The organism is Shewanella sp. Iso12 (assembly GCF_012030025.1).
Classification (GTDB): Bacteria; Pseudomonadota; Gammaproteobacteria; order Enterobacterales; family Shewanellaceae; genus Shewanella; species Shewanella algae.
This window is the reverse complement of the sequence record NZ_JAAUHW010000004.1, coordinates 348,517-373,388: the sequence shown is the minus strand read 5'-3', so window position 1 is coordinate 373,388 and position 24,872 is coordinate 348,517. Positions and strand designations below refer to the sequence as shown.

General features: G+C 51.0%; 24 protein-coding genes and 2 tRNA genes. 11 read left to right on the top strand and 15 right to left on the bottom strand.

Translation table 11 applies throughout. The features are described 5' to 3' along the window. Positions 1–49 precede the first annotated feature (49 nt). From etrA to ttcA, 3 genes are all read left to right on the top strand, one after another. On the top strand, positions 50–802 hold the full coding sequence (etrA, locus tag HCX89_RS10520; protein WP_025010389.1) for an electron transport transcriptional regulator EtrA: 753 nt from the start codon (positions 50–52) through the stop codon (positions 800–802). 89 nt (positions 803–891) lie between these two features. Continuing rightward, positions 892–1,818, top strand: a complete 927-nt coding sequence (uspE, locus tag HCX89_RS10515) for a universal stress protein UspE (protein WP_039032955.1) — start codon at positions 892–894, stop codon at positions 1,816–1,818. Between the two features lie 77 nt (positions 1,819–1,895). Beyond that, positions 1,896–2,858: a tRNA 2-thiocytidine(32) synthetase TtcA gene (ttcA, locus tag HCX89_RS10510; RefSeq protein WP_044735811.1), complete on the top strand. Its 963-nt coding sequence runs from the start codon at positions 1,896–1,898 to the stop codon at positions 2,856–2,858. Positions 2,859–2,948: 90 nt separating this feature from the next. On the opposite strand, the gene HCX89_RS10505 is transcribed toward ttcA, so the two are convergent. From HCX89_RS10505 to HCX89_RS10495, 3 genes are all read right to left on the bottom strand, one after another. Next, positions 2,949–3,401: a GNAT family N-acetyltransferase gene (locus HCX89_RS10505; RefSeq protein ID WP_167715999.1), complete on the bottom strand. Its 453-nt coding sequence runs from the start codon at positions 3,399–3,401 to the stop codon at positions 2,949–2,951. Between the two features lie 157 nt (positions 3,402–3,558). Continuing rightward, on the bottom strand, positions 3,559–4,188 hold the full coding sequence (locus HCX89_RS10500) for a DUF2987 domain-containing protein (protein WP_028779901.1): 630 nt from the start codon (positions 4,186–4,188) through the stop codon (positions 3,559–3,561). Then, positions 4,166–4,993, bottom strand: a complete 828-nt coding sequence (locus tag HCX89_RS10495; protein WP_025887408.1) for a glucosaminidase domain-containing protein — start codon at positions 4,991–4,993, stop codon at positions 4,166–4,168. The genes HCX89_RS10500 and HCX89_RS10495 overlap by 23 nt, the downstream gene beginning before the upstream one ends. Before the next feature lie 150 nt (positions 4,994–5,143). Here HCX89_RS10495 and yvcK point away from each other — a divergent pair, with 150 nt between their 5' ends. After that, positions 5,144–6,046 (top strand): uridine diphosphate-N-acetylglucosamine-binding protein YvcK, encoded by a 903-nt coding sequence (gene yvcK / locus HCX89_RS10490; protein WP_071238158.1) that lies wholly within the window; start codon positions 5,144–5,146, stop codon positions 6,044–6,046. A 90-nt stretch (positions 6,047–6,136) separates the two neighbouring features. On the opposite strand, the gene HCX89_RS10485 is transcribed toward yvcK, so the two are convergent. From HCX89_RS10485 to astE, 9 genes are all read right to left on the bottom strand, one after another. Continuing rightward, a complete protein-coding gene (locus tag HCX89_RS10485) occupies positions 6,137–7,330 on the bottom strand; it encodes an amino acid aminotransferase (RefSeq protein WP_167715998.1) in 1,194 nt (397 codons plus the stop codon). Between the two features lie 255 nt (positions 7,331–7,585). Next, positions 7,586–7,673 (bottom strand) — tRNA-Ser (locus HCX89_RS10480). Positions 7,674–7,874: 201 nt separating this feature from the next. Continuing rightward, positions 7,875–7,962, bottom strand: a tRNA-Ser gene (locus HCX89_RS10475). A gap of 164 nt (positions 7,963–8,126) precedes the next feature. Next, positions 8,127–10,127 (bottom strand): methyl-accepting chemotaxis protein, encoded by a 2,001-nt coding sequence (locus HCX89_RS10470; protein WP_096141769.1) that lies wholly within the window; start codon positions 10,125–10,127, stop codon positions 8,127–8,129. Positions 10,128–10,282: 155 nt separating this feature from the next. Beyond that, positions 10,283–11,350: a quinolinate synthase NadA gene (nadA, locus tag HCX89_RS10465; RefSeq protein ID WP_071238161.1), complete on the bottom strand. Its 1,068-nt coding sequence runs from the start codon at positions 11,348–11,350 to the stop codon at positions 10,283–10,285. Positions 11,351–11,517: 167 nt separating this feature from the next. Further along, the gene (locus HCX89_RS10460) at positions 11,518–13,125 is read right to left on the bottom strand and encodes a dihydrolipoyllysine-residue acetyltransferase (protein WP_167715996.1); all 1,608 of its coding nucleotides are present in this window, start codon (positions 13,123–13,125) and stop codon (positions 11,518–11,520) included. Positions 13,126–13,135: 10 nt separating this feature from the next. Continuing rightward, on the bottom strand, positions 13,136–14,113 hold the full coding sequence (locus HCX89_RS10455; RefSeq protein WP_123116332.1) for an alpha-ketoacid dehydrogenase subunit beta: 978 nt from the start codon (positions 14,111–14,113) through the stop codon (positions 13,136–13,138). 2 nt (positions 14,114–14,115) lie between these two features. After that, on the bottom strand, positions 14,116–15,294 hold the full coding sequence (locus HCX89_RS10450; RefSeq protein ID WP_044734490.1) for a thiamine pyrophosphate-dependent dehydrogenase E1 component subunit alpha: 1,179 nt from the start codon (positions 15,292–15,294) through the stop codon (positions 14,116–14,118). 163 nt (positions 15,295–15,457) lie between these two features. Continuing rightward, positions 15,458–16,495: a succinylglutamate desuccinylase gene (gene astE / locus HCX89_RS10445; RefSeq protein ID WP_025010398.1), complete on the bottom strand. Its 1,038-nt coding sequence runs from the start codon at positions 16,493–16,495 to the stop codon at positions 15,458–15,460. 296 nt (positions 16,496–16,791) lie between these two features. Here astE and msrA point away from each other — a divergent pair, with 296 nt between their 5' ends. Continuing rightward, a complete protein-coding gene (msrA, locus tag HCX89_RS10440; protein WP_025010399.1) occupies positions 16,792–17,271 on the top strand; it encodes a peptide-methionine (S)-S-oxide reductase MsrA in 480 nt (159 codons plus the stop codon). A gap of 70 nt (positions 17,272–17,341) precedes the next feature. Here msrA and pgm read toward each other — a convergent pair whose 3' ends face one another. Together pgm and seqA are read right to left on the bottom strand one after the other, a co-directional pair. After that, on the bottom strand, positions 17,342–18,991 hold the full coding sequence (gene pgm, locus HCX89_RS10435; protein ID WP_144379730.1) for a phosphoglucomutase (alpha-D-glucose-1,6-bisphosphate-dependent): 1,650 nt from the start codon (positions 18,989–18,991) through the stop codon (positions 17,342–17,344). Between the two features lie 37 nt (positions 18,992–19,028). Further along, a complete protein-coding gene (gene seqA, locus HCX89_RS10430) occupies positions 19,029–19,583 on the bottom strand; it encodes a replication initiation negative regulator SeqA (protein ID WP_025887395.1) in 555 nt (184 codons plus the stop codon). 299 nt (positions 19,584–19,882) lie between these two features. On the opposite strand from seqA, the gene HCX89_RS10425 reads away from it, so the two are divergent. From HCX89_RS10425 to efp, 6 genes are all read left to right on the top strand, one after another. Continuing rightward, a complete protein-coding gene (locus HCX89_RS10425) occupies positions 19,883–20,659 on the top strand; it encodes an alpha/beta fold hydrolase (protein WP_144379732.1) in 777 nt (258 codons plus the stop codon). Between the two features lie 99 nt (positions 20,660–20,758). Next, positions 20,759–20,980 carry a DUF2788 domain-containing protein gene (locus HCX89_RS10420; RefSeq protein ID WP_025887393.1) on the top strand — a complete coding sequence of 74 codons (222 nt, stop codon included), beginning with the start codon at positions 20,759–20,761 and terminating at the stop codon, positions 20,978–20,980. A 14-nt stretch (positions 20,981–20,994) separates the two neighbouring features. Further along, the gene (ybfE, locus tag HCX89_RS10415; protein ID WP_025010403.1) at positions 20,995–21,264 is read left to right on the top strand and encodes a LexA regulated protein; all 270 of its coding nucleotides are present in this window, start codon (positions 20,995–20,997) and stop codon (positions 21,262–21,264) included. A gap of 54 nt (positions 21,265–21,318) precedes the next feature. Further along, the gene (gene fldA / locus HCX89_RS10410; protein ID WP_025010404.1) at positions 21,319–21,846 is read left to right on the top strand and encodes a flavodoxin FldA; all 528 of its coding nucleotides are present in this window, start codon (positions 21,319–21,321) and stop codon (positions 21,844–21,846) included. Positions 21,847–21,923: 77 nt separating this feature from the next. After that, positions 21,924–23,120 carry an elongation factor P maturation arginine rhamnosyltransferase EarP gene (gene earP / locus HCX89_RS10405; protein WP_144131009.1) on the top strand — a complete coding sequence of 399 codons (1,197 nt, stop codon included), beginning with the start codon at positions 21,924–21,926 and terminating at the stop codon, positions 23,118–23,120. Between the two features lie 45 nt (positions 23,121–23,165). Further along, positions 23,166–23,729 carry an elongation factor P gene (gene efp, locus HCX89_RS10400; RefSeq protein ID WP_100143637.1) on the top strand — a complete coding sequence of 188 codons (564 nt, stop codon included), beginning with the start codon at positions 23,166–23,168 and terminating at the stop codon, positions 23,727–23,729. Between the two features lie 69 nt (positions 23,730–23,798). Here the strand turns inward: efp and HCX89_RS10395 are convergent, their stop codons facing one another. After that, positions 23,799–24,683, bottom strand: a complete 885-nt coding sequence (locus HCX89_RS10395; protein WP_144131011.1) for a hypothetical protein — start codon at positions 24,681–24,683, stop codon at positions 23,799–23,801. Between the last annotated feature and the right edge of the window lie 189 nt (positions 24,684–24,872).

Sequence of the window (24,872 nt, the reverse complement as noted above, 5' to 3'; positions counted from 1 at the left end):
TCAGTGAATTGGTTTAACATGGGAAGAGTCGCTTTACTTGAGAAAGACTATGACAATAGACAACAACAAGCATCGTCGCCCTGCTGCCGGGGGCTGTACCATTCATTGTCATGATTGCAGCATGGGGACCTTGTGTATTCCCTTTACGCTCAACACTAATGAGTTGGATCAGCTTGACAACATTATCGAACGCAAGAAACCCATTCAGAAAGGTGAACAGCTGTTCAAGTCCGGAGATCCGCTAAAGTCTCTATATGCTATTCGCTCCGGAACGATTAAAAGCTATACCATCACAGAACAGGGTGATGAGCAGATCACCGGCTTCCATCTGGCCGGTGATGTCATAGGCTTTGACGGTATCCATGCCCAGTCACACCAGAGTTTTGCCCAGGCCCTGGAAACCTCTATGGTCTGTGAAATCCCCTTCAATACTCTGGATGAGCTCTCAGGTACCATGCCCAAACTCAGACAACAGATCATGCGCTTGATGAGTAATGAAATCATGAGTGACCAAGGGATGATCCTGCTGCTAAGCAAAAAGAATGCCGAGGAACGCTTGGCCGCTTTCATCAGTAACCTGGCCGCTCGTTTTGGCAGCCGTGGCTTCTCCCCTAGGGAATTTCGCCTCACCATGACCCGTGGTGATATAGGCAACTATCTTGGCCTGACGGTAGAAACTATCAGTCGTTTGCTGGGACGGTTCCAAAAGGCCGGACTAATTGAAGTGAAAGGCAAATATATCACTATACTGGATCTGGAAGAGCTCGACAGGTTGGCTGGAGCTGCCCGGATAGCAAGATAGCAAGCGATTCAATATATTGATCTCAAGCAATACAAATCACAGCCAATATCGCATGATATAGGTATATCCTGCGGAATAAGGAAAAAGCCATGAGGGACTATCAAAAGCTATTGGTCGTAGTCGACCCTACATCAGAACAGCAACCTGCTCTTGCCCGCGCGGTGGAACTCGCCACCCGCAGCAAGGCCAAGATCACTGTCTTTCTGTCTATCTTTGATTTCTCCTATGAAATGACCTCAATTCTTTCCAATCAGGAACGTGAGGCCATGCGTCAAGGGGTGATTAACCAACGTAAAGCCTGGATCGCTGATCTGCTCAAACCGCACCAGCAAGCCGGACTCGAGATAGACAGTGAAGTACTGTGGCACAACCGCCCGTTTGAGAGCATCATCAACTTTGCCATTCAGGGAGAATATGACCTGATAGTCAAAGGCACCCATGAGCACGACAAACTCAAAGCGGTTATTTTCACCCCCACCGACTGGCACTTGTTGCGTAAGGCTCCCGTGCCTGTGTTGCTGGTAAAACAGCATGACTGGCCGGTAAAAGGTAAAATTCTCTGCGCAGTTAACGTTGCTTCTGAAGATGAAGAACATCAATCCCTGAACGGCAAGATCATTGAACATGCTCAAGAGCTTGCAGCCAAGTTCGATGCCGAGGTGCACCTGGTTAACGGTTATCCGGGAACTCCGGTCAACCTGGCGATTGAACTGCCGGACTTTGATGCCCACACTTACAACGAAACCATTCGCATGCAGCACGAGCAACGGGTCAATTATCTGGCCAACAGCTACGGGGTTGATACCGCCCACTGTCACGTGAAAGAAGGTCTGCCTGAGGATGTTATCCCTGAGCTGGCAGAGCAATTGGACGCCGAGCTGGTCGTTCTCGGTACTGTGGGTCGTACCGGATTCTCTGCCGCGCTTATCGGCAACACAGCAGAACATGTGATAGATTCGGTCAACTGCGATCTGCTGGCGGTCAAACCCGACGGTTATAAGTCGCCTCTGGCCTGAGTCGCCCCTTTACCCGACCGGCTTTAGCTGGAATAATACGCGCCCTGAACCATAGTGTTACTGGGCGCTTATTTTTTATGTCTGAAGTTATGCAAGAGCTGGATAAGAAACAAATCACTCGTCTCAACAAACTGCAAAAGCGTTTACGCCGCGAAGTAGGCAGCGCCATTGCCGATTACAATATGATTGAAGAAGGCGATCGCGTGATGTGCTGCCTCTCCGGCGGCAAAGACAGCTATGCCATGCTGGACATTTTGTTGAATCTGCAGCAGCGTGCACCTGTGCAGTTTGAAATTGTCGCCGTCAATCTGGATCAGAAACAGCCCGGTTTCCCGGAAGAGGTGCTGCCGGCCTATCTGGATAGTTTAGGCGTGGCCTACCATATTCTTGAAAAAGACACTTATTCGATAGTCAAAGATAAGATCCCCGAAGGCAAGACCACCTGCTCGCTTTGTTCCAGGCTGCGCCGCGGTACCCTTTATGGGTTTGCCCAGCGAATAGGAGCCACCAAGATAGCACTCGGCCACCACAGAGACGACATCATAGAAACCCTGTTCCTCAACATGTTCTATGGTGGCAAGATGAAGGCCATGCCACCCAAGCTGCTATCGGATGACGGGGCCAATATGGTGATCCGTCCCCTCGCCTATTGCCGTGAAAAAGACATTGCCGAATACGCCAAGCTGAAAGCCTTCCCTATCATTCCATGTAACCTTTGCGGCTCCCAGGAAAACCTCAAGCGCGCCGAGGTCAAAAATATGCTCAAGCTGTGGGACAAACAGTTCCCCGGGCGTATCGAAACCATCTTTACTGCGATGCAAAATACTGCGCCGTCCCAGGGTGTTGACCGCACAGTGTTTGACTTTATGGCACTGGAGCGCAATCCGGATGCTCCTGCCAGCGGGGAAGTTGCCGAAGCCGATTTACCCGCCTTTGACTTTATGGATGTCAGCAACAGCGGTCATATCAAGCTCGACAGTGCTGCCAAACATGCTGATCAAAGCCAACGTATCGAAGTGGTTGGCATCTATCAGCCTTGATACAACTATTCCGAACAAGCACTTGGTGCTTGTTCGGAAATGCTCTGTTTACTGCCGTTTACTTCATCAAAACTAAAGCCACTATCAAAACTAAAGCCACTTTTGCATAAACAGCAAACGCTTGCCATTGACCTCTGTAGTATCGATTTCAGTAGCATCGAATTCACAATAGCCCAGCTTTTGATAGATATGGCGGCCAACCTGATTAGTAGCAAATACATCGAGCCAGATACGTGAAGCGTTTAACTCATTAAGGCAATACTCTTCCATCAATTGCATCGCCCTTTGACCTAAACCTTGACCCTTATGGGCGACAACAATTCTTCTGAACTCTATCTCCTTCGGCTTATCCTCGACCAAAATCATAAAACCCGCGAGTAACTCATTTTGATAAATCGAAAGATAGTGGACAGTATCCTTCGTCATTTCGGCCAGATGCTTTTCCGCCGGATAAGGCATGATAAAGTCGGCCGTATTTTGCAACTGTTCCATTGCCACGAATTGCCCAATCTCAGTCGCGATAGCCTGCTTTAATTCAATCATTTTACTTCCGATCTCAAAATGCTAACCGCATTATTCTATATGTTGCAGGAGAGGCGATATATCGGTTTCATGTTGAACCTGTGCTTCATACGACATAAAAAAGCCCCGCAATGCGAGGCTCTGCTTAAACCCAGCGGGTTTAGCGGTTACTCGTTTGTCATTTGCCTGGCGCGACCCAAGGGCTGATCACTTTGGGGGTAGCGTCAAACTTCAGAGTCTCAAGTAACGCGATTTCCTCGTTACTGAGTTCATAGCGCTTATCCAGCGCCTGGTGGCGGCCATCGAACCAAGCACCATTTTCACTGCCGCTAAACTCTATGCTCAAACCCGAGATAGGCTTGGCGAAGTACTTCATGGGAAAGCCTTGCATCTGCTTCAGCGCTTCATTCATTTGACTGCTGATGTTTCTCAGCTCGTCGCCGCTGTATTCTTGCTTGGGATTACGCACTCTGAGCTGCATCCCAATGCCACAGCCTTGCCCTTCACCTGCAATCTCAAGATTAATCAAGGCCCTGGCATTCTTGAGTTTTTCATCAAAGGGAATGAATAGCCGTTGGCCGGCATCGAAGGTCAGCGGAAAGCGCTCAGTCTCTGTACTTATACTGCCGGCTTTCACCTGACAGCTCTGGGTTTCAGGCACTGTAAACGCCAGATCTATGAGTTGATAATTCCCCTTATTCATCACTTTCATCCGTGCGTAAAAGTCGGCGTAGTTCAAAGATACCTGGCTCGCCATCAAAGAGGGTGACAGCAACAAGAGTGCACTAAACAGCAGTTTTTTCGACATGGTTATCCACCAAATATTCTTCGTTGTGACGCAGCATATCGAGCAATTCGTCTATGTAGGCTTCCTGACGCTCCGAGTAGTTGACCAAACCATAGACCAGCTTTTCAGCGGTCAGCGGTTCTTGCTGGCTACGGAGATCGGCGCGAATGGAGCGAAACAGAGAATAGGCTGCATTGGAATTAAGATTGCGCATATAGGAAGCCACGGAATCATCGACCGATTTAAATACCGCAACCTCATGGGACATACCCTCGGTGCGTGACTGCGGCACCAAGCCGCAGCCTTTCTTGAAACACCATTGGCCAAAGAAATTGAGTCCTTCGCGGGCAAAGCGTGAGCTGCCCCAGCCGGTCTCATTGGCCGCCTGGATAAGTACCATAGATTCGGGGATCACATCGACCCGACGCAGCAATTTATTGATGCTGTCGCTATCGATAGCGCGCATGGCATATTGATACTTTTCCGCCAAGCGTTGAATACGATATTGCTCGGCATCATTGAGCTGATGCTGGTTTTGCAGATGTTTTTGCACCTGCTCGAGGAATTTACGTTCCTCGGCGATAATCCGGTTTTGTTTTTGCACCGCCGGACGCAGGAAGTCAAAAAACGCCTGTTTCTTGTCGCTGACAACACTGATACTGCTGAAATCGGGGATCAAGCTGACGCCCAATTGGTTCTTTATCAGTGGCGCTGAAGTCTGCTCGGCGGTTTTCAAGCTGGGTATCAAATACACTCTCAGTGCCAATACCGACAGGATCACCAAAGCCAGTGCCAGGGTAAATGAGCCAAGTTTTCCGGTTTTCAATCAGTCTTTCCTTTTGCCTGTTGCCCAAAGGTTACGGGGAAAATGTCCGCGCATTATATGTCAGATATCTCTTTTCACAAAATCAGCCGCTGGCAGCTTTCCCCCACTAATGTAGAATGTAAGGGTTTGAAACCGCAGCAAGGATCCGCTATGCAAGCGCAGTTGTTCAGTCAATATCGGCAAGTTGTTGCCATTGGCGGTGGCCATGGTTTGGGAAGAGTCCTGTCAGCCTTGGCGTTTCTGGGTAACCACCTCACCGGCATAGTGGCGACAACAGACAATGGCGGTAGCACTGGCAGGTTAAGAAACAGCAATGACTGTATCGCCTGGGGCGATCTGCGCAACTGTCTCAGCCAGCTGGCCCATAAACCTTCTGTTGGCTCCTTGTTGTTCGAATACAGATTTGATGGCCAGGACGAGCTCAGCGGCCATAACCTGGGCAATCTTATCCTGACTGCGTTGGATCAGCTCTGCGTCCGGCCGCTTGAGGCTATCAATCTTATCCGCGGCCTGCTCAAAATCGAGACCCGTCTGTACCCCATGTCGGAACAACCCACACACCTTTTGGCACTCGATGTCTCCGGCAGTAAGGTGTTTGGTGAACTGGAAGTCGACAGCATGGCAGAGCGGCCCGTGGCAATGAATCTTGAACCTATGGTTCGGGCCACAGAGGAAGCGGTGGCGGCCTTGACAGCTGCCGAACTGATAATTTTAAGCCCGGGAAGCTTTCTCACCAGCTTGATGCCGCCTTTGCTGTTGCCCGAGTTGGCCGCCGCCATTAAAAACAGCGCCGCTAAAGTGGTATTTATCGATAATCTGAAGCCCGAGGCTTCTGTGGCGGGCGAACTCAGTCTCAATGCCAAACTGGATTGGTGTCAGCAACTCATAGGCACCGGGCGTATTGATGCTGTGCTGTGTCATGGTCAGCCTGCGCAGGAAGGATTGATTTATCGCTCGCCGCTTGCCGACCCAATCCAGAGTGGCTGCCACGACAGAGACGCCCTGGTCAGCGCGCTGGTGCAAGCTCTGCAACCGAAGAAACTCATTGCCTGAGCAGCATTTTTTAAGACAGGTTTTTGTGGCCGGATAAGTAAAAAGGACAGCCGCAGCTGTCCTTTTTAAGTTTGGCAAAATCCAACAGGCTTAGAGCACCTTGGCTATCGCCTTGCAGATAACCGGCATATTGGTCTTGGTCATCCCGGCAACACTGATACGGCCGGAGCCGACAATGTAGACGCCGAACTCATCTTTAAGCCTGGCAACTTGTTCCTTGTTGAGGCCCGAGAAGCTGAACATACCGTTTTGACGAGAGATGAAGCTGAAGTCGCGATCGACGCCTTCGGCCTTGAGGCTCTCAACGAACAGGGTTCTCATGCTGGCTATGCGCTGGCGCATTTCAGTCAGCTCTTGCTGCCACAGGGCATTAAGTTCAACGTCGTTGAGAATAGTGCTGACAATCATGGCACCATGAGCCGGCGGGTTTGAGTAGTTGGCGCGAATGGCGCGCTTAACCTGACTGAAAGCCCGGGCAGCAGATTCACTGTCTTTGGCCACCAGAGTCACGGCGCCGATACGCTCATTATAGAGCCCGAAGTTTTTCGAGAAAGAGTTGGCAACCAGCAGCTCCGGCACCAAGGCGGCAACGGCTCTGAGCCCTTGGGCATCTTCTTCAATTCCAGTGCCAAAGCCCTGATAGGCAAAGTCAAACAGGGGAACCAAGCCCTTTTCGGCACACAGTTTGGCAACTTGCTGCCATTGATTGATATTCAGATCGATACCGGTCGGATTGTGGCAGCAGCCGTGCAGCAGCACAAGATCACCCTCACTCGCCTGTTGCAGATCTGTCATCATGGCATCGAAGTCGAGAGCATGGGTTTCTGCCTGATAATAGCTGTACTCTTTGATCTCAAGCCCGGCGGTTTCGAAAATGTTCTTATGATTGGCCCAGGTTGGGTTGCTGATCCAAATGGTTTTGCTGTCTGTGTTGCTCAGGACAAACTCGGCAGCGACCCGCAGTGAGCCGGTACCTCCCGGCGCCTGAGCCGTTACTGCCCGGCCATCGGCGATTATGACGTTGTCTTTACCGAATAGCAGTTGTTGAACCGCCTGGTTATACAGGGCAACCCCTTCGATACCGAGATAGCTCTTGGTCTTTTCCTCTTCGAGCAACTTGGCCTCTGCCAACTTGACCGACTTGAGTACCGGGGTCTGGCCAGCCTCATCCTTATAGATGCCAACACCCAGGTTGACTTTATCCGTGCGGGGATCGGCTTTAAAAGCCTCGGTTAAACCAAGAATGGGATCGGCCGGCGCGGCGGTAATCTGAGAAAAAATCATGACAGCTTTCCTGTAATTGGACATGTAGGGACAAATCGGCTCCATTTATACCATTGTCCTCGCCCGGGTTACAGTCTCCTTGGCAGATTCTGAGTCATTTAATTTATTACTTGAAGGATATTCACTCAGAAAGGAAATTTGTCATGGATATGACAACGAAGTGCGCTACGGATGACTTCAGCCCGTTTGTGATGTCGGTTAGGTTCGGAAATGAAAAACGGGACCCAGTTAATACTGGATCCCGTTATCAGAATCTGGCGGTGAAGGAGGGATTCGAACCCTCGATACGTTGCCGTATACACACTTTCCAGGCGTGCTCCTTCAGCCACTCGGACACCTCACCATACGTTGGACATTGCGTCTCAACGGGGCGCTACTATAGAGAACTCCAAAGGCCAGGTCAATGCTTTATCGCGCATTATCATCCGTTCGCTTGGTTTTTAGCCTTGAAGGACAGAACAGTCTGAGATGACTTCCCTATCATCCCCTGGGCTTTACAAACGAAAACGGGGTTCAGCCTAAACTGAACCCCGTCGTCTAAATCTGGCGGTGAAGGAGGGATTCGAACCCTCGATACGTTGCCGTATACACACTTTCCAGGCGTGCTCCTTCAGCCACTCGGACACCTCACCGCATCGATACTATTTACTGTGCGTATCAACACATTCAGCAAGAGATATCTCTATCCCCTTGATGGAGCGGTACTTTACGCAAAAGGCGAATGCCGGTCAAGCAAAAATCCGCCATAATATCCGTTTGCGCGTTTGCTGAACAAAGCGGGTGAAAAATGCTGCAATCAATGCTCATTGAGGCGGAATTTGCTCACTTCATCACTCATCTTATTGGCGTCTTTAATCAACAGCTCATTGAGTTTGCCAAGCTCATTGGCGATATCCTGAGTATTGCGGTAAATATCGCTGATCTTCATAGCGTTGCGATTCACCTCTTCTGAGACGGCCGACTGCTCATGGGTCGCGGCAGCTATCTGTTCATTCATGCTATCGATAACCTCCACGTGCTCAACTATGCGTCTGAGTTCCTCACCGGCGCGATTGGCCTCATCGACACTGGTACCCGCCTGCGTCTTGCCTTTGGTGATGGCGGCTACCGCCACTTCGGCGCCCTGTTTGAGCCTTACTGTCATATTACGAATATCTTCGGTGGAAGATTGTGCCCGCTGCGCCAGATTGCGCACCTCATCGGCCACCACGGCAAAGCCGCGGCCCATTTCGCCGGCCCGGGCAGCTTCGATGGCGGCATTCAGAGCCAGGAGATTGGTCTGCTCGGCTATGCCACTAATGACCTCCAGCACACTGACAATGCCGTGAATATCTTTATCCAGTTTGGATATTGCATCGGCGGCATAACTGATTTCTTCAGCCAGTTCATTGATGGCCGATGCCGTGCGCCCCACTTCCAGGCTCCCTTCCCTGGCCTCAGTGCTGGCTTGATTGGACGCTTCCGAGGCCCGTACCGCATTGGAGGCAATTTCCTGTACGGTTGAGCTCATTTCTGTCATCGCCGAAGCCACTTGTTCTGTCTCACTGTAGCCAACAGATACATCGGCTTGCATCTGGGTCGAGTGTTGTTCCATCTGTTGCACCACTCCAAGCAGGGTCTTGCTGCTGGAGCGGACGCGCAGTATTACTTGTTCAAAGTCGGCCATCATACTGTTGAAAGACTCGGCCAGCTCGCCAAATTCATCTTTGCCCGTATGGGGCAAACGCACGCTTAAGTCATAGTGAGCCCGGGCTCGGGTTACGCCCTGATGTAACTCCCTCAAGCTGCCGTGCAGATACTTGAGTATGATGCTGGAGACCAAACTGACAATGATCAGACCTATCACCATGATCCCGAGTAGAAGCCAGGTCTGATTGGCTGCGCTTTGCTGTTTACTCAGAGTCTCTGCCAGCAGTTTGTCTGACAGCTGTTGCTCAAACTTATGCAGAAGATCGATACGGGCAGTGGATTGGGTAAACCAGGTTTCGGGAGATTGAGACTTGAGATCTTCGGCTTTCTGACCAAAGGCCAATTCCCTCAAGCGAGCCACTTCAGCCACTGCGGCTTGGGCTTGCAATACCTTTAAATTCTTGAGTGCGGTTTCATCAGCCAAGGCCACAAACCTTTCCTGATAAGCGTCCTGCTCGGAAACCAGAGTGATAAATTTGCGATAGACACCGGGTTTAAACTCACTCTGGCCGAAGGTTGAACTCAGTACGGCTCGCTCGATACCGGCGCGTTCCTTCATCTGCAAAAAGGCCGAGAATGCTGCAGCTTGCATGGCAATTTGTTGATCGCCGCCCTTCTGTACACTGAGATCGACAATCGACAACAATAATTTATTCAGCTGAGTGTAAAACGCCACTTCTTCAGCAACGCTTATCCCTTGTCTATCAACCTGGCTGCGAATTTCTCTCAAGCGGGCAATGCTGTTCCTTGCCTCGGTTAAATCAGCGGCAAAATCGGTGGGAAGCTGATGATTATTCAAGAAATCATTGAATTGTTGGAGTTGATTATCTGTGAGTTGCCGCTGGCCCGGCAGTTTGTCGGCAAAGCTCTTGCCCTTGGAGCCGAGATAACCGGCGCTCATGCCGCGCTCTTTTTGCAGCTCATGCACCAGCGCCGAGTTAACCACCGCCAGTTCACTGAGATCCAGCACTTCTTCCAGGCCATTGGCGAGCGACAGCCGATCGCTGAACAACAAAATACCAAACAGGGTTGCCGCAATAAAAGGCGGCAGGATAACCAAGAGAAATTTGTGTTTCAGAGGAAGATTTTCAATCCATTGCCATTTCATTGATGCATCCTTTAAGCAGCTAACTTACTAATTTATTGCTATGAAATACAATTTTTAGCATACGTCGGCAAGTATAGTCGATGAAACCGAGTGTAAATGGAAAAAGAGCCTGCATTTGCAGGCTCTTTGACTTGGTTCAAACTCTTGCGGGTTTATCAGGCGTTGCCTTTGACTTGCATGTTGAGGGTCTTGGCAAAATCCAGCATCCGGGTCAGAGGCACCAGAGCCCCTTGACGCAGCGCTTCATCGACAAAGATCTCATGCTGGCTGTTGTCCTGGCTTTCCAACGCACTGGCTATCGCCTTGAGGCCATTCATTGCCATCCAGGGGCAGTGAGCACAGCTGCGGCAAGTGGCGCCTTCACCGCCGGTTGGGGCTTCAATCAGGGTCTTGCCCGGTGCTGCCTGTTGCATCTTGTAGAAGATGCCTCTGTCGGTGGCCACGATAAAGGTATCATTGTCCATGGTCTGGGCAGCTTTGATCAACTGGCTGGTTGAACCTACCGCATCGGCCATTTCCACCACACTCGCCGGAGATTCAGGGTGGACCAGAATGGCGGCGTTCGGGTGCTGCGCCTTTAATTGACGCAAGGCCCTGGCCTTGAATTCATCGTGAACGATACACTCGCCCTGCCACATCAACATTTCTGCACCGGTTTGCTTGGCAATATAGCTGCCCAAGTGACGGTCTGGCCCCCAGATGATTTTTTTGCCTTCACTATCCAGGTGTTCAACGATTTCCAGCGCTATGCTGGAAGTCACCACCCAATCGGCCCGGGCTTTGACCGCAGCCGACGTGTTGGCATAGACCACAACAGTGTGATCCGGGTGCGCATCACAGAAGGCACTGAACTGCTCAATAGGACAGCCAACATCCAGAGAACAGGTGGCTTCCAGAGTCGGCATCAGAATGGTTTTTTCCGGGCTAAGGATCTTGGCGGTTTCCCCCATAAACTTAACCCCGGCAACGATGAGCTTCTTGGCAGGATGATCGCGACCAAAACGCGCCATTTCCAACGAGTCGGAAACGCAGCCACCGGTTTCCTCGGCCAGTGCCTGAATTTCAGGATCCGTATAGTAGTGGGCAACCAGCACCGCATTCTGCTCCTTGAGCAGTTGCTTGATCCTGGCTTTGTATTCGCTTTTTTCCTGTTCAGACAAGGGAACCGGTTTTGGCGGGAAAGGATATTGAATGTGTTCTATGCTTGGTGCTACCTGACTCATAACAGACCCAATGCGACTAATACTGTTGGCGATTATACGAAATCTGCCATCAAATCGTAACCACTTTGTGCTTGGGATCAAATAAAGCCATTGCCTTAAGAAGGCAAGAATAGTGCTGCTCCCGAAGCACACCTAAAACAAGGCCCCGCATTGCAGGGCCTTTATGATTATCTCATCGCCAGCAGCATTTCCTGCGGCTGCTCGAGATACTGTTTCCACAGATTACAGAAGCGGGCAATAGTGCCGCCATCTATCACTCTGTGGTCACCGGACCAACTGACCTGCATCAGTTTACGGGCTTCGACCTCACCCTTGGCATTGAAACGCGGCAGGGTTTGCACCTTACCCAAGGCCACAATCGCCACTTCGGGTTTATTGATGATAGGTGTCGCCACAGTGCCGCCCAGAGCGCCTATGTTGGAGATAGAGATGCTGCCATCTTTAAGATCGGTCGGTGCGACTCTACCCGAGCGCGCTGCCTGGGTCAGACGGGTAACTTCGGCGGCGACATCCAGAATCGACTTATCCTGCACATCCTTGACGTTGGGCACCAACAAGCCAACCTTGGAGTCAACGGCCATACCTATGTTATGACGGCCAAGATAGGTGAGCTCGGTGCAATCGGCGTTCACTCGGCTGTTGATCACCGGAAACTCGGTCAGCGCCAGCGACATGGCCTTCATAAAGAAAGGCATCATGGTCAGCTTAAGCTCGTCATTGGAGTACTTGGCCTTCATCGCTTCACGAAGGGCGATAAGCTCGGTCAAGTCCAGCTCTTCGCAGTAAGTAAAGTGCGGAATGCTGGAAACTGACTCCGTCATCATCCGCGCCATCACAGCGCGAACACCCTTGATAGGCTCTACCCTGTCGTTTGCGGTTGCCGCTGCGCCGGTTTGCACTTGGCCCTGTGGCAAAGTTTGGGGTTGGGCTTGTGCCTGAGGCGTAGCCCCCTTAAGGAAACGCTCAATATCCTCTTTGTAGACCCGGCCGTTTTTGCCGCTGCCGGGCACTTTGGCGATATCGACATCCAGGCTGCGAGCCATACGTCTTACCGCTGGGCTCGCCAGTGCCTTACCCTGGGGCACCATACTGCAGCCAGCCGTTTGCGAGCCGCTCTGGGCTTGAGTCTGGGCTTGAGAGACGGTAGATGCTGAGCCTGATGGTGCACTTGCTGCAGCGGTTTGAGCCACAGGTGCACTGCCTGATTCTGCGGCAACTTCAATGGCAAACAGAGGCTGATGCACTTGGGCCAACTGCCCCTTACGGTAGTGCAGCTTGACGATTTTACCGGCCTTCATCGCCGGGATTTGCACCAGTGCCTTATCTGTCATTACATCGCAGATGGGTTGATCTTCAACCACAGTGTCGCCTTCTGCGACCAGCCACTCCACCAGTTCGCACTCGACTATGCCCTCGCCAATATCCGGCAGCATAAAGTCTTCCACCTGACTGCTACCGCCAGCCGCAGCGTTAATGCTAGGAGATGCAGCGATATCGGCGCCGGCCACATTGGCTGCTGGCACTTCACTGTCTACAGCGTCCACTTCCACGGCATACAAAGGCTCATGCACCTTGGCAATTTCACCCTTGGCGTAATAAAGCTTACTGATAACACCGGGGAAAGGCGCAGGAATTTGCACCAGTGCCTTGTCTGTCATCACATCACAAACGGGTTGGTCTTCGGCGACGGTATCGCCCTCAGCCACCAACCATTCCACCAGTTCACACTCGACAACACCTTCGCCTATGTCGGGCAAAATAAAATCTTTAATCATCCTGGCTCTCCTAGAAATTCACCGAGGCCTTGATGGCTTCAAAGGTTTTAAGCGCATCCGGCATATATTCTTTTTCGTGGATCAATGGATATGGCGTATCCAGACCACAAACCCGGCTGATGGGCGACTCCAGGTACAGGAAACATTCCTGTTGGATGGTAGCGGCAATTTCACCGGCAAAACCACCGGTCAGCGGCGCTTCGTGGTTGATAAGCAATCTGCCGGTCTTTTTCACCGACTCGGCCACGGTTTCCACATCCCAAGGGGCGAGAGTACGAAGGTCGATGACTTCACAGTCAATACCTTCCTCTTTGGCCATATCGGCTGCTTTCTCGATGATTTCCATCTGCGCACCCCAGGCAAGCAGAGTAATATCTTTACCTTCACGAACCACTTCGGCTTTACCCAGCTCCAGTTGATAATCGCCTTCCGGCACATCGCCGACAGACGCGCGATACAGGCGCTTGGGCTCGAAGAAGACCACTGGGTTGTTATCGCGAATGGCGGCCAGCAGCAGACCCTTGGCTTGGTATGGGTTACGGGGAACCACCACCTTAAGACCGGGTGTTTGGGTAAAGTAGGCTTCCGGTGACTGGGAGTGATAATGACCGCCGGCAATGCCGCCGCCATAAGGGGTTCTGAAAGTCAGGCCGCCGACATCAAACTCGTTGCCGCTGCGGTATCTGAACTTGGCCGCTTCGTTGACGATTTGATCGAACGCCGGGAAGATGTAGTCGGCAAACTGGATTTCCGCTACCGGCGTCATACCGTTGGAAGCCAGGCCGTTGGCAAAGCCGGCAATCCCCTGCTCGGTGAGTGGAGTATTGAAGCAGCGCTCACGGCCAAACTTTTCCTGCAAACCGGAAGTTGCCCGGAACACACCGCCGAAATGGCCTACGTCTTCACCGAAAACCAGCATTTTTTCGTCGGCTTCCATCGCTATGGTCAGGGCATTATTGATGGCCTGTAACATATTCATCTGTGCCACGCTTATGATCTCCCTGCTGTTTTAGGATAGGCTTTCGGATACTTGGCAACGTGGGCCTTAAGCTCGGTTAATTGCTGCTTGAGCGCCGCTGTCGGCTGATCAAAAACGTCTTCTATGATGGCGTCTATGGCTGGTGCCGGAACCTTTTCGGCCACTTTTACCGCGGCCAGCACTTCCTCGCGATACTTCTCATACAGCTCGGTCTCGTCGCTTTCCTTGAGCCAGCCTTTGTTGATAAGCCACAACTTGAAGCGTTTCACAGGGTCGTGCTGTTGCCACTTGGCTTCTTCCTCTTTGGAGCGATAACCGGATGGGTCGTCGGAAGATGAGTGGGCACCCAGGCGGTAGGTCATGGCTTCAATCAGCACAGGCGCGTTGTTTTCAAGCGCGTAGGCTCTGGCTTGCTGCGTTGCGGCCAGAACCGCCAGCATATCGTTACCGTCGACTCTGATGGTGTGCATGCCATAACCAACGCCGCGGCTGGCTATGCCGTTACCGGCGTACTGCTCTTCCGTAGGGGTTGAGATGGCGTAGCCGTTGTTGCGACAGAAGAAGATGACCGGCGCTTTGTGAACTGCGGCCATATTAAGACCGGCATGGAAATCACCTTCAGAGGCGGCACCTTCACCGAAGTAACAGATAGCGACATTACGCTTGCCCTGCATCTTCAGCGAGTAACCTACGCCGGATGCCTGCGGGATCTGAGTCGCCAGCGGTGAAGAGATGGTTTGATAGTTGAGTTCACGGCTGCCGTAGTGAATAGGCATCTGCCGGCCTTTGCCCAGATCTTTCTCATTGCTGAACATCTGGTTCATAAACTGCTCAGTGGTAAAGCCGCGATAACGCAATGCGGCATGTTCGCGGTACTGGGCAAGGATCACATCCTTGTCATCCAGCGCGGCGGCACTGCCGATAACGGCGGCTTCTTCACCGATACAGGTCATGTAAAAACTGATCCTTCCCTGACGCTGGGCGCCCAACATACGTTCGTCCAGGACACGGGTAAAGACACAGGTATCGAATATCTTGCGTGACAGGGCTTCATCTATGACGGGCAATACTGCCTCTTCATAGGTGGTGCCGTCGGCCTGAAGTATTTTGAGTACAGGGATATGCAGCGAGTCCTTGTTCAAAAAACTCACCCGATGCACCGTCTCATTCATATTTGTTGCGTTGCTCATAGTGTGCTCTTGTTATCTCTGGGTTTGTCCGGCTCGAAACCGGCCCTACCGATTTTTTCAGTACGCGCCCCGAACATTACGTTAACGTAAACTAGCAAGCAACTCCCGCCTTGGGTGCTTTGCCAACTAGCATGGGATCGGCGCGTATATATTGGTTTACAATTCAGGCCAATGGCACCTCTGTGGCCTGAACCAGGCAGATCACTGTACGTTGGCCAATGGGCACCTTGGCGTTGGGAAACACCACGGCTTCCGAGTCCTGCTCTACTCGAATATCCCGGCCCGCTTCCCGCGCCAGCACATAACCCTTGGGGAAAGCAGTGAAGTTTTCCACATCGCTGGCGAAGGTAAATTCAAAGTCGTCGGCCTGCTTATTGATGACCCTACAGACCTGATAGATATTGACCCGCTCAAGCGCCTGCTCCTCGAGTTCGAGCGATTGCTTGCAGATCAAACGGCTCAGCATCTCCCGGGTGGCGATAAAACGTGTCATATCGTTTTGTCCCATGGGGTAAACCTTGCCAAGTTCAATGGTAAAGGCGTCGGCGCCAAACTGATTTGACGAGAAATAGCTGAAAGTGGTTGTGGGTTCGTGATGCAGCAACACGGTATCGACTCCGGCCGCCTCCAGGAACATCAATTGTTCACGGCTGTAAGCCTTACCCGGTCGATAGGGATAGATGGCAAACTTTTCATGCTTGGAGCCGCGAATGGCGGTGTGCAGATCGTAATGGATCCTCTGTCTTGCCCCTTGTGGTGCGTCTTCGAAGAAACGTGTGACATAAGTTTCCAGTTTCTTGGCGCGGATCCGCTCCGGGTTCACCAGCCCGGGGGGATTGGAATGTTCGCCACTGAACAGCCGGTTGAGGTTTTCATCGACAATACGGGTGCCACGGTTAATTGCCGCCGGGTTACCGAACATGAACAGTACTCGCTGCCCTACCCGTATTTCTTGCTTTAACAGCGACTTGATAATGCCATTACACAGTTCGATAGGTGCAGTTTCATTGCCGTGTACCCCGGATGACAGCACGATATCTTTATCACTCTGGTTGTCCAGAGGTTCAAACAGCAAGACTCCTGTGTCCCAAATCGCTATCCGGGTGTGGTCGCCAAGCGTGCCACTAATACTCTCCAATGAATTGGGGTTATTCAGAGTCAATGACAGGAAGTCAGGATTATCCTTCAGGGCTTGTAACACGAAATACTCCTTCTTATTGCCGATTTGGCTGTTGTTTCCATTAACGCTGTCTCCTGGGAACTTGTTGCAATGCGTTTGCTTGTTGAGACCAGCGCCAGAGAGCAAGGTTTCATAGTACCACAGCTTATTAAGTTGGCGATGTGACTAAAGCTATCCAATGCCAGGCTCGCGAACTGGTTTCAGATAGTTCTTATCTAACTAAGGAGCAAAAAAGCCACTCCGACAAATACACCACTTGCGCCGGAAAAACTTATCACGCATAATTTTGGCCATCTGGACATCTAGAGGTAAACTCAATGGCGGTAGCAACATTCGGTGGCGGTTGTTTTTGGGGGGTGGAGTATTTCTTTCGTCAAGTGCCCGGGGTATTAAACGCCACCAGTGGTTATATGGGCGGTGATGATAGAATCAACCGCTATGAAGAGGTAAAACAGGGAAACAGCGGCCATGCCGAAGTGGTTCAGGTGGAGTTCGATGAAGCCCAGGTTTCATTTACCGAGCTGCTGCAAGTTTTCTGGAGCAATCACAACCCCACCAGTCTCAATCGCCAAGGTGGTGATATCGGCACCCAGTATCGGAGCGTGATTTTTTTTCATAGCAAAGAGCAGAAGGAGCAGGCTGAGGCCTCAAAACTGGCGTTGGCTCGTAGTGGTAAGTGGGGTCAGCGGCACATAGTGACGGAAATTGTTCCAGTGAAACAGTTTCATCGTGCGGAAGAATATCATCAGGACTATATCCAGAAGAATAACCTGCCCAGTTGCCATCTTGAATATTGATCCCCGGAAATAAAAAAGCGCAACTGTGTTCACGGCTGCGCTTTTTTACTGAACTGGCAATCTCTTAAGCTCAGTTCGGCTTACCTTTTAGGGCGCTGGTTATCAGAGCTCTCGCCTGTTCCAGTATCTGCTGCAGATGCTGCTCGCTGACAAAGCTTTCGGCGTAAATTTTATAGAGTGCCTCAGTACCTGATGGTCTGGCGGCAAACCAGCCGTTGTCGGTTAGCACCTTAATACCGCCAATAGCACCATCATTGCCGGGGGCCTTGGTCAGTACCGCCTTAATCTTGTCTCCGGCCAAACTCTCTGCCCCCAGGGTATCTGCATTGAGGGTGGCAAAACGCGCCTTTTGCTTGGCATTGATGGGGCTGTCTATCCGTTTGTAGAAGCAATGACCGTGTATCGCAGCCAGTTCTGCATAACGCTCGGCTGGGTTTTTGCCGGTTACGGCGAGGATTTCAGCGGCCAGCAGCCCGAGAATAAAACCGTCTTTGTCCGTGCACCAGGTTGTGCCGTCACGTCGAAGGAAGGAGGCACCGGCACTTTCTTCGCCACCAAAGGCCAGGCTGGCTTCACTCAAACCACTGACAAACCACTTGAAACCAACCGGCACTTCACAAAGCTTGCGACCGTGTGAGGCAACTATCTTGTCTATCATGCCACTGGAAACCAAGGTCTTGCCGATTTGCAGCGTCTGCGGCCAATCGGGTCTGTGCTCCAGCAGGTAATCTATCGCCACCGCCAAAAAGTGGTTGGGGTCCATCAACCCTGTTTCTGGGCAGACTATCCCGTGTCTGTCGTAGTCGGGATCATTCCCAAGGCAGATATCGAACTCATCCATGTGCTTAAGCAGGCCTGCCATGGCAAAAGGCGATGAGCAGTCCATGCGGATTTTGCCGTCTTTATCCAGTGGCATAAAGCCGAAGCTGGGATCGACCCGGTCGTTGACCACGGTTATATTCACGCCATAACGGCGGGCAATATGTGGCCAGTAATGGATGCCTGAGCCGCCCAGAGGGTCGACACCTATGCGAACGCCGGCATCTTTGATGGCTTGCATATTTACTACAGAGGCGAGATCGGCAACATAGGGCTCTATAAGATCGGTTTCTTTGATGAGTCCGATACTGGCGGCTACGCCGTAGTTGAGTTTCCTGACCCCTTCCAGCTGCGCCTTGAGATAGTCATTGGCTCGCTGCTCAATCCAGGCAGTAATCTCACCTTCTGCCGGCCCACCATGGGGCGGATTGTACTTAATTCCACCATCCTGAGGTGGATTGTGAGACGGGGTAATAATAATGCCATCGCTGAGCTCGGCGGCATTTCGGTTTGCGCTAACTATGGCATGGGAAATGACAGGCGTAGGCGTAAAACCCTGGCTCTCTTGCACCACCAACTTCACATTGTTGGCCAGCAATACTTCGATGGCCGAAATATAAGCCGCTTCAGATAAGGCATGGGTGTCCATGCCAAGATAGAGTGAACCCTCAATCCCTTGGGATTGGCGGTAATCTACCACTGCCTGGGTAATGGCCCAGATATGGTTTTGATTGAAGCTGCCGCTTAAGGAACTGCCCCTGTGCCCCGAGGTGCCAAAGCTCACTTTCTGGGCCGGGTCATCACAGTTGGGGACAATTCGGTAATAATGGCTCATCAGCCGCGGAATATTAACCAGATCCTTCTGCATGGCCTTGTTACCGGCCCGCTCATGAATAGCCAAAATAGTGCTCCTTGATGGCGGATGTTGGAATACAGATTTATGCCTTAAGTGGCAGTGCCTTATCGGCAATCGCTTTGGCCTTGTCGCCGTCGCAGCCCATCTTTTCCAACACTTCAGACAAAATGGTGTGCTTCTTGGCAGTGTTGTTATTGGTGGTTACCCAAAAACCACTGCTGCCGACTTCTTTGGGGTTGGCCGATTTACTGGCCTTAAGCAAGGCTTCCTTCGAGGTAGCAAAATAGAGGCGATCACGCCCCTGAACCTGCAGTACCTGCTCAAATCCTTGCTGATCCTGGTTATAGAGACATTCGAGGGCAAACAGAAAACGTCCAACAGCCCCCTTTTGGGCTTCGATAGCCGCACTGCTAAACAGGTTGTCAAAGTCCAGGGTTGACTCGGCCTCGGGTAATGTATTGGGACGATAACCCTGCTCCATGCTTGGCTGGCTGAGTTCAACCGGTGCCTTGGGTTCAACGGCTGTCACATCCAAGCCCAGCAGTCGACGAAGAATATCCGATGCGCTTTCGCCTATCCTTTCGGTTTTCCCGGCAATAAAGCGATACAGTTCCTCATCCACCTCAATATATTTCATGGCCCGATTCCTTTAGTTTCAACTTGTTCTATGCAGCCGCCATGACATTGCCATCAAAGCACATCTGGGGCACGGCTGCGATTTGGCTCAAAGTATGCCATAACTCGCCAGCGGTGGAAGGCTCAATCCATCAAAATGCGAGAATAGAGTTACAAACCTATGACTTGCACAGCCAATTTGTTGAAAAAGCAGTCAAAGCCAGTGTTAAATCCGCATCCATCCTTGTCAAATACTGACCTTTGTCGCAGAATTTGCCCCCTGCTGAAATACTGGCAACAAACTCACTGTGAGGGGACTGTATGCACTTTGTTTCGACCGGAAGCGGTAGTCCGGCGTTGCTGATCCATGGCTTATTCGGTGATTTGGATAATCTCAAATCACTCGGGGCTCTGCTTGAGCAAAATCATCGGGTAATAAGGATAGACTGCCCCAATCATGGTCAGAGCGAACATTGGCCGCAAATGGACTATCCTGGGCTTGCAAAAGCGCTTGTGTCCCTGCTTGATGAACTGGCTATAGGCAAGGTGCATCTGGTGGGCCATTCCATGGGCGGTAAGATTGCCATGGCAACCGCGCTGGCTTATCCGCAGCGGGTACAATCCCTGACCGCCGCCGATATTGCGCCTGTGGCCTACACGCCGAGACATGAAAAAGTGTTTGCCGGCCTAAACAGCATGCCTTTGGATATTAAAGACAGACGTCAGGCGCTGGCACATCTTTTGAATCATGAGATCGATGAGGCGACGGCGCAGTTTTTGCTCAAGAGCCTGCGTCGCAGCGAATCCGGCTTTGAGTGGAAGATGAATCTGCCGGGGCTGATTGAAAGTTATCCGGCTATCATAGGTTGGCATAATGGCCCTGAGCGCTGCGGTGGCCAACTTAGCTATCAAGGGCCCACCTTGATGATCCGGGGCAGCGAGTCAAACTATGTGACCGCCGCTTACAAAGAAGAGATTGTGGCTCAGTTTCCTAAGGTCAAAGCCAAGACCCTGGAGGGATGTGGGCATTGGCTACACGCCCAGAAACCGGCGATATTCAACCGTATAGTGTCCGACTTCATTGACAGTAACGATTAATATCCAAGCCCTTGCTGAGGGTAAATGCGGTAGCAGCCCCTGAACCAATATGCTATATTCGCGCCTCTTTTTGGCTAGGGAACACCGGGAGGCTGCAGCGTGTTGAACCAGTATATGCAACAGATAGAAGCCGTTGGACTGGATCTGTTTTTCGCAGCAATTTTCTTTTTTATCGGTATGGCCATCAGGGATGTACTCAATCAGGGTAACGTACCCAAGTTTGGTCGCTTCATTGTTTGGTTGGTACTCTTCCTTGGCTGTGCAGGCTTTGTCGCCAAGGGGATAATTCAAATGACCTGGGAAGGCTCAGGTATAGGTTAAACATCAGATTTCAAATGGCAAAAGAAGCAACAGATAGAACAACCATAGACCTTTTTGCCACTGAAAAGCGCCGCGGACGGCCCAGAAGCAATCCTCTGCCCCGCGAGCAGCAGCTCAAGGTGAATAAACGTAACCAGATCATGCGGGATCGGGCGAAGGGTCTGAAACGAATAGAGTTAAAAGTGTCACAAGATTTATATGACGCCTTGAATGAGAAGGCTTTGGCCAGTAACATCAGCCGCAGCCAGTTAATAGAATTGATCCTTCAGGAGCAGCTAGGTTAGCCCCTGTCAGGAAAGATCGAAGTAAATAGCGAACTAGACATTAAAGGAAAGACAATGGCAACTGTAGGTCTTTTTTTCGGTAGCGATACAGGTAACACCGAAGCTGTAGCCAAGATGATCCAGAAGAAACTGGGCAAGAAGATGGTTGAGGTGAAGGATATCGCCAAGAGCACCAAAGAGCAGATCGCCGAATACGACCTGCTGATCTTCGGGATCCCAACCTGGTACTATGGTGAAGCTCAATGTGACTGGGATGACTTCTTCCCTGAGCTGGAGCAGATTGATTTTACCGATAAGCTGGTGGCCATTTTCGGTTGCGGCGATCAGGAAGACTATGCCGAGTACTTCCTCGATGCCATGGGTATGGTCCGAGATATCGTTGAAGAGCGCGGCGCAATAGTCATTGGCCATTGGCCGACTGACAGCTACAACTTCGAAGCCTCTAAAGGGCTGGTTGACGACAAGCATTTTGTTGGTCTGGGTATAGATGAAGACCGCCAGCCCGAATTGACCGAAGAGCGTGTCGACGCCTGGGTTAAACAGATTTACGAAGAGATGTGTCTGGCCGAGCTGGAAGACTGATATTCGCTCCCCGGTAACTCTCCGGCGGCCTATATGGCCGCCTTTTTATTGGCTATTACTCAGGAAACAGAAACAAGATGCAAGCCGATAATCTGCGTCATTGGGATATCTTCTGTACTGTGGTGGACAACTATGGCGACATAGGCGTTACCTGGCGCCTGGCGCGGCAGCTGGCCGGCGAATATGGCATTAAGGTACGTTTGTGGGTCGATGACCTCAACAGCTTTACGCACATTTTACCCGAGTTAAACCCGGCCCTTGTCAGTCAACACTTTGGTGGTGTTGAAGTCATCCATTGGCTGTCTCCCCTACCCCGAGCCTGGCAACCGGGCGAAGTATTGATAGAAGCCTTTGCTTGCGACTTGCCCTCGGAAGTGCTGACAAGCCTGCCTGAGCTTGCCAAGGCACCGAAATGGATAAATCTGGATTATCTCAGCGCCGAGAGTTGGATAGATGATTGCCACGGTCTCAGTTCGCCGGCGCTCAAAGGGGTCAAGAAGACCTTTTTCTTTCCGGGCTTTACCCCAAAGTCAGGCGGACTCATCTGCGAGCAGTCGCTGTTTAGCGAGCGTGATGCCTGGCAAGCAAAGCCTGAACACGCCATGGCACACTTGGCAAAGATGGGGCTTAGTGATATTGGCACTGATGATTACCTCATTAGCCTGTTCAGCTACGAGACCCAAGCCTTGCCGGCGTTGCTGGAACTTTGGCAGCAAAGTGAGCGGCGGGTACAACTGTTAGTCCCCAAGGGGCGCAGCTTAGGTTGTATCGCGCCTTTGCTTGAGCAATTTAACCAGGATTCAGGACCCAAAGTCGACTGGCAAGATCCTGTCAGTTGGCAAGCAGGCCAGAGTTTCAGTCGCGGCGCACTCAAGGTGCAAGTCCTGCCGATGACAGATCAAGATGGCTATGATCGGCTGTTGTGGAGTTGCGATTTCAACATAGTTCGCGGGGAAGACTCTTTTTTAAGAGCTCAGTGGGCTGGCAAACCTTTTATCTGGCATATCTATCAGCAGGAAGAACAAGCACATCTGGTAAAATTGGATGCTTTTATGGCACGATACTGCCATAATCTGCCTCCCCTTGTCGCCCAAACCTGGCGAACGCTGAATACCGCGTTCAACTGCGACCAGGGAGCCCAAGCCAGCCAAAGCTGGCTGGCACTGAATTCTGCCATGCCGACATTGATGCAACACGCAAAAAAATGGCCGGCTGAAGCAATAAATGAAGCAGATCTGGCAAACAGGCTAGTGCTAATGGCCAAAACCCGCTAAGATTCTGCGCTGAATTGAAAAACCGCTTATATAGGAACATACGTAATGAAGACTGCTCAGGAAGTCCGCGCAGGTAACGTTATCATGGTTGACGGCAACCCTATGGTTGTACTCAAGACCGAGTTCAACAAATCCGGCCGTAACGCTGCTGTGGTAAAGATGAAGCTGAAGAACCTGCTGCAAGGTTCCGGCACTGAAACTGTATTCAAGGCTGACGACAAGCTGGAAGATATTCAGCTCGAGCGCCTGGAGTGCACCTACTCTTACTTTGCTGATCCTATGTATGTCTTTATGGACGCAGACTTCAACCAGTATGACGTTGAAGCCGAAAACATGGGTGATGCCATCAACTACATAGTTGATGGAATGGAAGAGATCTGTCAGGTTACTTTCTACGAAGGTAAAGCCATCTCTGTAGAACTGCCTACCACTATCATTCGCGAAGTAGGTTACACCGAACCTGCCGCCCGTGGTGATACCTCAGGTAAGGTAATGAAGCCTGCTTCTATCGTAGGTACAGATCTTAAGGTGATGGTTGCCGACTTCGTTAAAGAAGGCGACAAGATTGAAATCGATACCCGCACCGGTGAATTCAAGAAGCGCGTTTAATTAAATCGCCCTCCTTTGTAAAAGCCAGCATCGTTGCTGGCTTTTTTGTACCGTAAAAAACACATCTTGTTATTGGTTTGTCAGTCGTAAACGGGTATTGAGCATTAACTTCTCATTCGATAAGGCAGGGTAAGCTGCTTCATAGGGGGAGCCTCCCGGATAATAGTCCCGCAAAGCGAGCGCCTCATCAGACAAAGAGGTAAAGCATATACCGGGTTTCTCAGCTAGCTCCGTAATATAATCAGGACCGATTACATACACAGAGTAGTCGAGTTTGATATCACTCTCATCCTTCCCCGTTAACTCTTCATTTGAACAGTCTTTCAACCTGCCTCTTATTCGGTTCAGCTCGTTCCTTATCTCTGCAGCCGCTATCTCCACTTGGTAGACGAGTGAACTTTCCGACTGGCACTGGAGTGCCATGCGGGATGAGAAGAGTCCATTTTCATAAAGGGAAGCCCCTTGAGTCTGGCTATTGGTATCCACAAAGACAATTATCTTAATGTTGTGGTCTTCAATTAAGGGATCGCGTTTAAAAACGATCTCCGCGTTTAAGGAGATGAGCTGACCTGCCGTATCCTGGTTTTGAGTAACATTAAAATGTTCAATCAAAGGGGTTTGACCATAATCTTGCCGCTGTTTGGCGCGAAAAACCTTAAGTGCCGCACTTCGTTTGGCACTGTGTTTTCCATCCATCCGGGTGATCATTAAGATACCGGCAAAAATAAGCAAAATAACCAGTACCAAGCCTGCAATAGCACTTATCACACCTGAGCCTGAAGCATCGGGAAGTATAGTTTTGAAAATTGCAGAGCAGCCCCAGACAATTAGCCAAAGAACGCTGATAAAAGCCATAGCCTGGCGAGGTGATGGGGTAAACCAACGGCTTTTGTTACTGCTTAGAGGTGTTATGAGTAATAACAGCAGCGCAGTAATAGCAAAGAATATATGCATGCAGCTCTGTCCTTAAGCCTTGTGGTACTCACTTACAAACACCATAGAAGGCAAATTCCCTGTATCGTTATTCACAATACTGCCGAGAAGCGTTTGATATGTCGAGCTATTGAACCTTTTGCATCTGCTTTTATTGATGGCTTCTTGCGGCAACCGTTGAAAAAAATCCCCGCGGATAACCTTGGGGAT